The organism is Mycolicibacter arupensis (assembly GCF_002086515.1).
Classification (GTDB): domain Bacteria; phylum Actinomycetota; class Actinomycetes; order Mycobacteriales; family Mycobacteriaceae; genus Mycobacterium; species Mycobacterium arupense.
The window spans coordinates 1-10,794 of sequence record NZ_MVHH01000075.1; the positions used below are offsets into that span (position 1 = coordinate 1).

10 protein-coding genes and 1 pseudogene are annotated in these 10,794 nt (G+C 67.2%); 5 read left to right on the forward strand and 6 right to left on the reverse strand.

Translation table 11 applies throughout. From position 1 onward, the window contains the following. The first annotated feature begins 86 nt into the window (after positions 1 to 86). Positions 87 to 1,253 (forward strand): FAD-binding oxidoreductase, encoded by a 1,167-nt coding sequence (locus BST15_RS19890; RefSeq protein WP_046191430.1) that lies wholly within the window; start codon positions 87 to 89, stop codon positions 1,251 to 1,253. Between the two features lie 2 nt (positions 1,254 to 1,255). Continuing rightward, positions 1,256 to 2,158: an aldose 1-epimerase gene (locus BST15_RS19895; protein ID WP_046191431.1), complete on the forward strand. Its 903-nt coding sequence runs from the start codon at positions 1,256 to 1,258 to the stop codon at positions 2,156 to 2,158. Positions 2,159 to 2,225: 67 nt separating this feature from the next. On the opposite strand, the gene BST15_RS19900 is transcribed toward BST15_RS19895, so the two are convergent. From BST15_RS19900 to BST15_RS19925, 6 genes and pseudogenes are all read right to left on the reverse strand, one after another. Then, positions 2,226 to 2,597: a heat shock protein transcriptional repressor HspR gene (locus tag BST15_RS19900; protein WP_046191432.1), complete on the reverse strand. Its 372-nt coding sequence runs from the start codon at positions 2,595 to 2,597 to the stop codon at positions 2,226 to 2,228. After that, complete coding sequence (gene dnaJ / locus BST15_RS19905; protein WP_046191433.1) at positions 2,594 to 3,778, reverse strand: molecular chaperone DnaJ; 1,185 nt, start codon at positions 3,776 to 3,778, stop codon at positions 2,594 to 2,596. The genes BST15_RS19900 and dnaJ overlap by 4 nt, the downstream gene beginning before the upstream one ends. A gap of 21 nt (positions 3,779 to 3,799) precedes the next feature. Then, positions 3,800 to 4,411, reverse strand: coding sequence for a nucleotide exchange factor GrpE (grpE, locus tag BST15_RS19910; protein ID WP_083071140.1), 612 nt, complete (start codon positions 4,409 to 4,411; stop codon positions 3,800 to 3,802). Continuing rightward, entirely contained in the window at positions 4,408 to 6,258 is a 1,851-nt protein-coding gene (gene dnaK, locus BST15_RS19915) for a molecular chaperone DnaK (RefSeq protein ID WP_046191070.1), read from the reverse strand. Before dnaK ends, grpE begins: the two co-directional genes overlap by 4 nt. Positions 6,259 to 6,433: 175 nt before the next feature. Next, on the reverse strand, positions 6,434 to 7,588 hold the full coding sequence (locus BST15_RS19920) for an FAD-dependent oxidoreductase (RefSeq protein ID WP_046191069.1): 1,155 nt from the start codon (positions 7,586 to 7,588) through the stop codon (positions 6,434 to 6,436). Continuing rightward, positions 7,585 to 8,012: pseudogene (locus tag BST15_RS19925) on the reverse strand (MmcQ/YjbR family DNA-binding protein). Before BST15_RS19925 ends, BST15_RS19920 begins: the two are co-directional and overlap by 4 nt. 242 nt (positions 8,013 to 8,254) lie before the next feature. On the opposite strand from BST15_RS19925, the gene BST15_RS19930 reads away from it, so the two are divergent. From BST15_RS19930 to BST15_RS19940, 3 genes are all read left to right on the forward strand, one after another. After that, complete coding sequence (locus BST15_RS19930) at positions 8,255 to 9,730, forward strand: amino acid permease (RefSeq protein WP_046191068.1); 1,476 nt, start codon at positions 8,255 to 8,257, stop codon at positions 9,728 to 9,730. A 15-nt stretch (positions 9,731 to 9,745) separates the two neighbouring features. After that, positions 9,746 to 9,928, forward strand: a complete 183-nt coding sequence (locus tag BST15_RS19935; protein WP_046191067.1) for a hypothetical protein — start codon at positions 9,746 to 9,748, stop codon at positions 9,926 to 9,928. A gap of 104 nt (positions 9,929 to 10,032) precedes the next feature. Then, positions 10,033 to 10,599, forward strand: coding sequence for a hypothetical protein (locus BST15_RS19940; protein ID WP_109370891.1), 567 nt, complete (start codon positions 10,033 to 10,035; stop codon positions 10,597 to 10,599). Positions 10,600 to 10,794: the final 195 nt, after the last annotated feature.

A 10,794-nucleotide genomic window follows, 5' to 3' on the forward strand; every position in this document is an offset into this window, starting at 1 on the left:
TCCCTGTCACACAGGCTCACCGATACCGTGCGGGACAACCTCCCTGGACATCACATCTAACGGGCGCCCGCACTAGGATCGCGGCCGTGGGCCTGGACGACCGTGACGCGCTTTGCGTCCTGCGCGACGCGTTTGCCGAGCCGCCCGACGGCTCCGGCGTGGTCGCCCAGTTCTTCACCCGATGGTTTGGCACCGACCCCTCGGTGCGCGACCTGTTCCCCGCCGACCTGACCACCCAGCGCTCGACCTTCGCCCACGCCATGAGTTGGGTCTTCGGCGAGTTCATCGCCCAGCGCGCGCAGGCACCCGTGTCGTTCCTGGCCCAGCTGGGCCGCGATCACCGCAAGTACGGTGTGACGCAACGCCATTACGGGGTGGTGCGGCAGGTGCTCTACGCCGCCCTGCGCGACGCCTTGGCCGATCAATGGACCGCCGCCGTCGATGACGCGGCCCGCGAAGCACTGAACCTGATCGTCGGGGTGATGGGCGGGGCCGCCGACGCCGAAGAGGGTCCGGCGTGGTGGGACGGCACCGTGGTCGAATACCTTCGGGTCTCGCGCGACCTGGCCGTGGTGCGGCTGCAGTTGGATCAGCCACTGCCCTATCACTGCGGCCAGTACGTCAAAGTCGAGGTGCCCCAGTGCCCGCGATCATGGCGCTACCTGAGCCCGAGCATTCCGCCGGACCAGACCGGAGCCATCGAGTTCCACATCCGCGTGGTGCCCGGAGGCCTGGTCAGCACAGCTATCGTCGGCGAAACCCGACCGGGTGACCGGTGGCGGCTGTCGAGTCCGCACGGCGGACTGCACGTCGATCGGGACGCCGGCGACGTCCTGATGGTGGCCGGCAGTACGGGGTTGGCGCCACTGCGGTCGATCATCATGGATCTGACCCGGTGGGCGGTCAATCCACGTGTGCACCTGTTCTTCGGCGGCAGGTACCCCTGTGAGCTCTACGACCTGCCTGTGCTGTGGCAGATCGCGGCGCACAATCCGTGGCTGTCGGTGACTCCGGTCTCGGAGTATTCGGGAGATCCGGAATGGGCCGGCGACTATCCGGATGTGACGCCACCGCGGGGGCTGCACGTTCGGCAGACCGGACGACTGGCAGAGGTGGTCACGCGCTACGGAGGCTGGGGCGACAGACAGATCCTGATCTGCGGAGGGCCGGAGATGACGCGTGCCACGGCGGCCGCTCTGATCGCTAAAGGCGCTCCCCCTCAACGCATTCAACACGACCCGCTGTCGGAGTGAGGATGATCGATCTCGAGCCCTGCGTCCTGTCGGATCCGTCGTCGCCGCTCACTGCGACGTTCGTGCCGCAGGCCGGCATGATCGGGACGTCGTTGTGCGACGACGGCGCGGAGCTGCTCGGCCAGCGTCGCGGGCTGACCGCCTACGTCGACGCACACACGACCATGGGCATCCCGCTGCTGTATCCGTGGGCTAATCGACTCAGCGGCAACGACTACCGGTTCGGTGACGTGTCGGTGTCCCTCACTCCGGGGGTAGGCGGGGTGCACACCGACACGTTCGGTGCACCTATCCACGGCACCCTCGCCGGCGACACCGGTTGGCGGGTCAGTGCGCGTTCGTCATCGATGCTGACCGCCGAACTGGACTTCGGATCCAGGCCGGACCTGTTGGCGACGTTCCCCTTCCCGCACCGCCTGCAGCTGGAGATGACGCTTGCCGAGCGCACCTTGACGGTGTGCACAACGGTGACGGCCACCAGTGCCGCGGCGGTGCCGCTGTGCTTCGGTTTTCACCCCTACCTCACGCTGCCCGACACGCCTCGACAGCACTGGCGCATCGAGACCCCTCCCATGCGGGCCCGGATCGTCGACGCGCACGGCTTACCCACCGGCGCGCTGGCGCCTCACCCGGCCAGGTCAGAGGTGTTGGGCGAGACGGTTTTCGACCACGGGTTCGACCAAGTGGCCGATGGTGCGGTGTTCGCGGTGTCCGGTGGCAGCCGGCGCATCGAGGTCCGCTTCGATCACGGATATCCGGCGGCCCAGATCTACGCGCCGGCCTCCGAAGACGTGGTCTGCTTCGAGCCCATGGCCGCGCCCACCGACGCACTGCGCCGCGGCGACTTCAGCGTGGCCCGTTTGGGACAGCCCGGCGTAGCTCAGTTCTCCATCGGAGTCCGTTGACTCTGCGTGTACCAGGCAAAAGTGCGAGAAAGGTGCCTGGTGGACGCAGAGTCAACGAGACAAACGGCTAGCGGCGAGGCTGCCAGACCACCACGGCAGTGCTCTTGGGCACCACCGCGATCTCGCGACGCTGGTTGGCTCGCAGGCTGTCCAGCTCGGCCGCCATCTCCTTGACCCGCGACTGCAGCGCCTCGACCTGGTTGGTGAGCTCGATGATCCGCTTGATTCCGGCCAGGTTGACGCCTTCGTCATGCGACAAGCGCTGCACCTCACGCAGCATGTCGACATCACGCTCGGAGTAGCGCCGCCCGCCGCCGGAGCTGCGGCGCGGGCTGACCAGACCGATCCGGTCGTAGGTTCGCAGTGTCTGGGCGTGCATGCCGGCCAGCTCGGCGGCCACCGAGATCAGGAACGTGCGCGAATTCTCCGACGTACTCATGACCGGTTACCCGCCCAGCCGGACCGCGGGTCGAATCCGCTGGCCCGCTCCGCTTCCGCGTAGGCCTCGAGCGCTTGCTGCGCCGCGCCCTCCAGGTTCGGCGGCACCGCGACCTTGACCGTGACCAGCAGGTCGCCGTGACCGCCACCGCGCTTGGGCACACCGCGGCCCCGCACCCGCAGGATCCGGCCATCGGCGGTTCCCTTAGGCACCCGCACACCGACCTTGCCATCCAGCGTCGGCACCGAAAGCGTGGTGCCCAAAGCGAGTTCGGAGAAGCTCACCGGGATGGTGACCGTCAGGTCGTCCCCGTCTCGACCGAATACCTTGTCTGGGCGCACGCGCACCGTCACGTATAGATCACCCGAGGGTGCGCCGCGTAAGCCGGCCTCACCCTGTCCTGCCAGCCGAATCCGTTGACCGTCTTCGACTCCCGGCGGAATCCGCACGTTGATGGTCCGGGTCCGGGCGGCCCGCCCGGTGCCCTTGCACTCCGTGCACGGGTGCTCGATGATCGACCCACTGCCACGGCAATCGGTACACGGCTCAGAGAACCCGAAGGCACCCTGGTTGCTGCTGATCACCCCGGATCCGTTGCAGGACACGCACACTCGCGGACTGGTGCCGGGCCGCGCTCCACTGCCGTGGCAGTTGGTGCACGGTGCGGCGCTGGTCAGCCGCAGCGGCATCTCCACACCCTTGGTGGCCTCCAGGAAGCTCAGCTCCGAGTCGGTCTCCAGGTCGTTGCCGCGGCGTGGCCGGCTGGGCCGCTGTTGCGCGCCCCGCCCGAACAGGCCGCCGAAGAGATCACCGATGTTGGCCCCGCCGGTCTGGCCGGCCGCACCGAACAGGTCGTTGAGGTTGAACTCGTTGCCGTCACCACCGGTGGAGAACCGATCGAAGTTCTCGCCGCCGCCGCTGAAGCGCCGCCCGAAGCCACCGCCGGCGAACAGCCGCCGGGTCTCGTCGTACTCCTTGCGCTTGGCCTCGTCGGACAACACGCTGTAGGCCTCAGAGACCGCCTTGAAGCGTTCCGCGGCAGCCGGGTTGTTCGGATTGCGGTCCGGATGCAGTTCGGAGGCCAACTTGCGGTAGGCGCTCTTGATCTCTTTCTCGCTGGCGTCGGAGGAGACGCCCAACTCCTTGTAGAAGTCCTTTTCGACCCATTCACGCTGAGCCATGACGCGTCACCTCCTTACCTGTCATTTGTCTTCAGCGGTGTCGCCGTCAACGACCGTGCCGGAGCCGGGCACCGTGTCGACCACGCCGACCATGGCGTGCCGCAGCACCTGCTCACCGAGCTTGTAACCCTGCCGCAGCACGACGCCGATCACCGAGTGGCTGCCCTCGCCCTCATGCTGGACCGCCTCGTGCAGGGCAGGGTCGAACTCGTCGCCCTCGGCGCCGAACGCGGACAGTCCCATCCCGGTGAGCACACCGGACAGCTTGTCCGCCATCGCTTTCAGTGGACCCGACTCCAGGTCACCGTGAGTGCGGGCGCGATCCAGATCGTCGAGGATCCCGAGCAGCTCGGTCACCACGGCAGCCTTGGCGCGGTCGGCGATGTTCTGCTGATCACGCAGCGCCCGCTTGCGGTAGTTGGCGAAGTCCGCCTGGACGCGCTGCAAGTCGGCGGTGAGTTCGGCCAGCGGATCGACCTGCGAGTCGTCCGCCGCCGGCTCCTCCGGTGCCGGCCCACTGGGGGCCGGCCCGGAGGAACTCTCCCGCACTTCACCGGTTTCGGGGTCGATGCGCCGCTTGTCGGTGACGGTGACGTTCTCCGGAGACTGTTCGCGTGAGTTGTCTTCGCTCACTTGGTGTCTCCGTCGTCGACCACCTCTGCGTCCACGACGTCGTCGTCCCGGGAAGAACCAGACGCGGCGTCATTGGCAGCCTGCTCGGCCTGAGTGGCCTCGTAGATCGCCTGACCCAGCGCCTGCGACTCGACGCCCAGCTTCTCCATCGCCGCCTTGATGGCGCCGATGTCGGTGCCGTCCAACGCCTTCTTCGCGTCACCGATAGCGGAGTCGACCTTAGCCAGGGTGTCCTCGGGAACCTTCGAGCCACCTTCGGCTTCACGCTGCTCCTTGACGAACTTCTCCGTCTGGTAGACCAGCGATTCGGCCTGGTTGCGCACGTCGGCCTCTTCGCGACGCTTGCGGTCCTCCTCGGCGTGCGCCTCGGCGTCCTTGATCATCCGGTCGATCTCGTCCTGGGACAGGCCGGAGCCTTCCTGGATCTTGATCGTGTTCTCCTTGCCGGTGCCCTTGTCCTTGGCGGTGACGTGCACGATGCCGTTGGCGTCGATGTCGAAGGTGACCTCGATCTGCGGGACACCACGCGGGGCCGGGGGGATTCCGGTGAGCTCGAACGAGCCGAGCAGCTTGTTGTGCGAGGCGATCTCGCGCTCACCCTGGAAGACCTGGATCTGCACCGACGGCTGGTTGTCGTCGGCAGTGGTGAAGGTCTCGCTGCGCTTGGTCGGGATGGTGGTGTTGCGCTCGATCAGCTTGGTCATCACGCCGCCCTTGGTCTCGATACCGAGCGACAGCGGGGTGACGTCAAGCAGCAGAACGTCTTTCACCTCACCCTTGAGCACACCGGCCTGCAGCGCGGCACCCACGGCGACAACCTCATCGGGGTTGACACCCTTGTTGGGCTCCTGACCACCGGTCAGCTCCTTGACCAGGTCGGTCACTGCGGGCATCCGGGTGGAACCACCCACCAGCACCACGTGGTCGATCTCCGACACCGAGATGCCGGCGTCCTTGATCACCGACTGGAACGGCTTGCGGGTGCGGTCCAGCAGATCTTGGGTGATCTTCTGGAATTCCGACCGGGTGAGCTGCTCGTCGAGGAACAGCGGGTTCTTGTCGGCGTCGACGGTGATGTACGGCAGGTTGATCGAGGTGCTCTGCGAGCTGGACAGCTCGATCTTGGCCTTCTCGGCGGCCTCACGCAGCCGCTGCATCGCCATCTTGTCCTTGGTCAGGTCGATGCCTGAGGTGCCCTTGAACTTGTCGACCAGCCAGTCCACGACGCGGTCATCCCAGTCGTCACCACCGAGGTGGTTGTCACCGGAGGTGGCCCGCACCTCGACCACGCCTTCGCCGATCTCCAGCAGCGAGACGTCAAAGGTGCCGCCACCGAGGTCGAACACCAAGATGGTCTGCTCTTTGTGACCCTTGTCCAGGCCGTAAGCCAAGGCGGCCGCAGTCGGCTCGTTGACGATGCGCAGCACGTTCAGCCCGGCGATCTGGCCGGCTTCCTTGGTGGCCTGACGCTGGGCGTCGTTGAAGTAGGCCGGCACGGTGATCACCGCGTCGGTGATGTCCTCACCGAGGTAGGCCTCCGCGTCGCGCTTGAGCTTCATCAGGACGCGGGCGCTGATCTCCTGCGAGGTGTAGTCCTTGCCGTCGATCTCGACTTTCCAGTCGGTGCCGATGTGGCGCTTGACCGAGCGGATGGTGCGGTCGACGTTGGTGACCGCCTGGTTCTTGGCGGGCTGGCCGACCAGAACCTCGCCATTGCGAGCGAACGCCACGACCGACGGGGTGGTGCGCGAGCCCTCCGAGTTGGCGACGACGACGGGGTCGCCGCCCTCCAGCACTGCGACGCACGAGTTGGTGGTCCCGAGGTCGATTCCGACCGCACGAGCCATTGTGATTCCTCCCTGATAGACGATATCCCTAGTCTGAGCGGACTGCGCTCAAGGATGCTCCTTGAGCGGCCGTCCTGTCAACCCAGACTTGAGTGCTTGTGACTCAACTTGTCGATGTGGTCAACGGGCTGGGTTCCGGGTTTGTTCCCGACCCTCGGAAAGTGCGGTTACACCATCAACCCTCGTCGGGCAGCACGAACGCCGTACGGGCGGCGACCGACGCCAGATGCCTCATCAGGATGAAATCCGGGACCATCGCGGTGGCCCGGGTGAGCGCGGTGCTGAGCAGATCCGGCCGCACATTCACCGCCCTACCGAGCATGGCCGACTCCCGCACCACCGACGTCACGCGACGGCGGCGAAAGGACGCGAACCGCGCGAAGGCCGCCGCCAGGTCCGGGGCCTGGTCGACGAACGCGGCCAGGATCGCCGCGTCCTCCAAGCCCTGACAGCCGCCCTGGCCCAGGTGCGGGCGCATCGGGTGGGCCGCGTCGCCCACCAACACGATCGGACCACGCGCCCAGTGCCGGGCCGGCGTGCGGTCGTAGAGATCGTCGCGCAGCACGTCGTCCGCGGCGGTCGCGGCGAGAATGCTGGGCAGCGGCTCCGCCCACCGGGCGAACTTCGCCCGCAGGTAGGCCAACTCCTGCTCGGGAGCTCGCCGCGCCGCCGGCGCCCGCTCGGTGGCAAACCAATACGTCAGGTCCGGCCCCATCGGCACATGACCGGTCTCCACCCCGGGGCCCAGTGTCTTGCCGGCCAGGTCTGGATCGAGCGCATAGGCGGCGACGCCGCGCCACGCGGTGTATCCGACATAGCGCCGCTTCAGCGGGCCATTGAGATAGCGGGCCACCACCGAATGCGTGCCATCGGCACCCACGACTGCGTCGACCGTGCGGGCCGAGCCGTCCGAGAGGTGCAGCCGCACGCCGTCACCGGCGGTCGCCAGTTCCGTGGCGGCCAGACCGTACTGGAGGGCGCCGGCCGGCAGCGCGCCGGCGAGCACATCACGCAGCGCCGAGCGTTGCACGACCACCAGCGGCTCGCCGAGCGCCCGCACTATTCGTTCGGTCTGCGGACGGCGCAGCCAGGTCCCGTCATGCCAGCGCGCCGCCCCGGCGGTGATCCGGCCACCGGCCGCGCGCACCGCATCTCCCAGACCGAGTTGGTCCAGGGCCGCCAGGGCGTTGGGCCAGATGCTGATCCCCGCACCGGAGGAGGTGTCGGTCCGCTGCTCGAGGACGGTAACGGCGTGACCACGTCGATGCAGGCCAACCGCCGAGGCCAACCCCGCGATACCGGCGCCCACGACGGCGATCCGCTTGTTCATCGGCCCGAACCGTCGGCGTCGCGGGTAGCCAGCCAGGCGACTCTTCGCCTGGTTGACGCGCGCGAGAGCCAGGCGTCCTGGATGACTTCGGTCAGTTCACTCGCGCTGATCGTGTGCAAGTCTGCCTCCCGAACCAGAACGGACAGGTGACCGTTGAAATGGTCAGTGGTGAAGAACGGTGTGGTGGGGTCTTGGATGAGGGCCTGCTTGTCGGAGTCCGACTCCACCCAGATCACGATGACATCGGGGTAGGCCTGGCCGGTGACCGGGTCCGTCGCATCGGGCCGTGGGGTGCGAAAGAACACAAACGATTACCGCCCACCTGGTAGATCGGATTGCCTTTCGGCCCTTCGATTCTGGTTACGTGGGGCATAGCCGCGGCGACTTCGTGCACGTCTGCGGTTCGCGCGGGTCGATCGGCCATGGCCTCAACCCTAATCAGCCCTTACGTACCGTCACCGGTCCGCGGCCAGCGCGGCGCTGAGCGTCCGCTGACTCGGCGCCCGGGCGTAAACGGGCTTGGGCGCACCGCAAGATCGAGGTCGTTCGTGGTGATCCACGGCGGCCGCCACGCCGGAGGCACCTCGGCCATCAGAGCTGGCCTACTCGGGCAGCCTCTGACACCATGGCACGAACCTCACGACGACAGGCACGGTAAATAGCGCGATGGCACACGCCCCCGACTCCCACCTGGCTGCCCAGGCGACACTGGCCCGCGAGGACGAGGGCTACCGCAAAGACCTGGCGCCCCGACAGCTGCAGATGATCGCCCTGGGCGGCGCTATCGGCACCGGACTGTTCCTGGGCGCCGGCGGGCGGCTCGCCTCGGCCGGGCCGGGCCTGTTCATCGCCTACGCGGTCTGTGGCGCCTTCGTCTTTCTCATCCTGCGCGCGCTCGGCGAGCTGGTGCTGCACCGGCCGACGACTGGATCATTCGTCTCATACGCGCGCGAATTCTTCGGCGAGAAGACCGCATTCGTCACCGGGTGGTTGTACGTCCTGAACTGGTCCATGACCGGCATCGTGGACACCACCGCGATCGCCGCCTACTTCCACTATTGGCACCTGTTCGCGGTGATCCCGCAGTGGACGCTGGCCTTGATCGCGCTGCTGGCGGTCTTGTCGATGAACCTGATCTCGGTGAAACTCTTCGGCGAGCTGGAGTTCTGGGCCGCGCTGGTCAAGGTGATCGCGCTGCTGACGTTCCTGGTCGTGGGCACCATCTTCTTGGGCGGCCGGTACCAGGTCGACGGCCAGGAGACCGGCCTGCAGCTGATCGCCAACAACGGCGGCTTCCTGCCTGCCGGCGTGATTCCCCTGGTGCTGGTCACCTCGGGGGTGGTGTTCTCCTACGCCGGGGTCGAACTGGTCGGCACCGCCGCCGGCGAAACACCCGATCCCGAGAAGGTCATGCCGCGAGCGATCAACTCGGTGGTGGCCCGGATCGCGATCTTCTACGTGGGATCGGTGGTGCTCCTGGCGCTGCTGCTGCCCTACACGGCGTTCAAAGAGCACCAGAGTCCGTTCGTCACGTTCTTCTCCAAGGTGGGCTTCACCGGCGCCGGCAGCATCATGAATCTGGTGGTGCTGACCGCGGCGTTCTCCAGCCTCAATGCCGGGCTGTACTCCACCGGCCGGATCTTGCGCTCGATGGCCGTCAACGGCAGCGGTCCCGCGTTCACCGGCAAGATTTCGAAGAACGGCGTGCCCTACGGCGGCATCCTGCTGACCAGCAGCGTGGGTCTGCTGGGTGTCCTGCTCAACGCGCTTCGCCCGGGCCAGGCGTTCGAGATCGTGCTCAACATCGCCTCGGTCGGGGTGATGACGTCGTGGGCGACGATCGTGGTCTGCCAGCTGCGCATGCTGCGCCTCGCCAAGGCCGGCGTGCTGCAACGGCCGTCGTTCCGGATGCCGCTGGCCCCCTACAGCGGGTACGCGACGTTGGCATTCCTGGCCTGCGTCTTGGTGCTGATGCTGTTCGATCACCGCAGCGGCCCCTTCGTCTGGGGGGTTGTGCTCATCGGCACACCGGCCCTGGTCGGCGGCTGGTACCTGGTGCGCGATCGGGTGCGCGCCACGGCCGTGCAGCACCCCCCCGAACACTCACCGGCTGTGGCCGCACAACCGGACCCGGACGAGTAGAAGGCTCGAGCGCCCATGGCCCGCAACCGATACGCAGCCAGACCCCCGCTGTATGGAATGGTGCTGTTCTTCTGCGCCATCGCTATCGTCGCCGTGACCGCCTATCAGCACGCCGGCTGGTGGTCGCTGGTGGGCTACGGGCTCGCCGCGGTGACGGCGGTGCTCGGCATGGCCCTGGCGTTCCGCGACTTTTCCTGATCCAGGAACGTCACCGGGTCGCACCCCCAGTACCGCGCGTCACTACAGCCACGGATGTCACGGCTTGCGTACGCTGGCCGCAAGAGACATCGGCGGGGGAATGCGTGCGGATACCAGACCAGACGAAGCTCAGGACGGCCGGAAAGCTGACGCTGGCGGCCGCGCTGCTGCTGGCCGGTTGCAGTAGCACCGTCGACGGTCGCCCGACAGCCGTGCCGGGCGGGGACGGATCACCGGAACCGTCGTTTCGGCCGCCCCGGACCAGCACCGCGCCGCCGCCGAGCCCCCCGTCCCCGACCACCTCGGTCAGCCCGAGCCGGCCGGCCGGGCCCATTGCACTTCCTCCCGACGACAACGGCTACGTATTCATCGAGACGAAATCGGGCCGCACCCGCTGCCAGATCTCCTCACCCCAGGTCGACTGCGAGGCCCAGTTCACCAACAGCCCGCTCAAGGACGGACATCACGCCAACGGCGTCAGCGTCAGCGCCGACGGAACGGTGCAATGGGTGCTGGGCAATCTGGGCGACATCCCGGTGGTCACCATCGACTATCTGACGTATGAGGCCCAGGGCTGGACCATCAAGGCCGATATCGAGGGCACCCGATTCACCAATGACCGCACCGGCCACGGCATGGTCGTCAGCATCGACAAGGTCGACAGCTTCTGATTTTCGGCTCAGGGCGCCGTCAGCGCTTTCCGTTACGATCGATGAAATGGCGCGCTTCGGATCTTCAGGTGGTTCCGACCGACCCAGCGAGGACCAGACTCGGTTCACGCCCTACGGCCAGGGCGGTCCGCAGCCGCCCGGCCCGCATCCGGCTCCGTTCGGTCCGCCCAACCCGAACCACTATCCCCCCGGTCC

What these genes read in the sequence shown, in the direction of transcription:
- BST15_RS19895 (WP_046191431.1), top strand. Translation starts at nt 1,256, where the DNA reads ATGATCGATCTCGAGCCCTGCGTCCTGTCGGATCCGTCGTCGCCGCTC.
- BST15_RS19900 (WP_046191432.1), bottom strand. Translation starts at nt 2,597, where the DNA reads ATGAGTACGTCGGAGAATTCGCGCACGTTCCTGATCTCGGTGGCCGCC.
- dnaJ (WP_046191433.1), bottom strand. Translation starts at nt 3,778, where the DNA reads ATGGCTCAGCGTGAATGGGTCGAAAAGGACTTCTACAAGGAGTTGGGC.
- dnaK (WP_046191070.1), bottom strand. Translation starts at nt 6,258, where the DNA reads ATGGCTCGTGCGGTCGGAATCGACCTCGGGACCACCAACTCGTGCGTC.
- BST15_RS19920 (WP_046191069.1), bottom strand. Translation starts at nt 7,588, where the DNA reads ATGAACAAGCGGATCGCCGTCGTGGGCGCCGGTATCGCGGGGTTGGCC.
- BST15_RS19930 (WP_046191068.1), top strand. Translation starts at nt 8,255, where the DNA reads ATGGCACACGCCCCCGACTCCCACCTGGCTGCCCAGGCGACACTGGCC.
- BST15_RS19935 (WP_046191067.1), top strand. Translation starts at nt 9,746, where the DNA reads ATGGCCCGCAACCGATACGCAGCCAGACCCCCGCTGTATGGAATGGTG.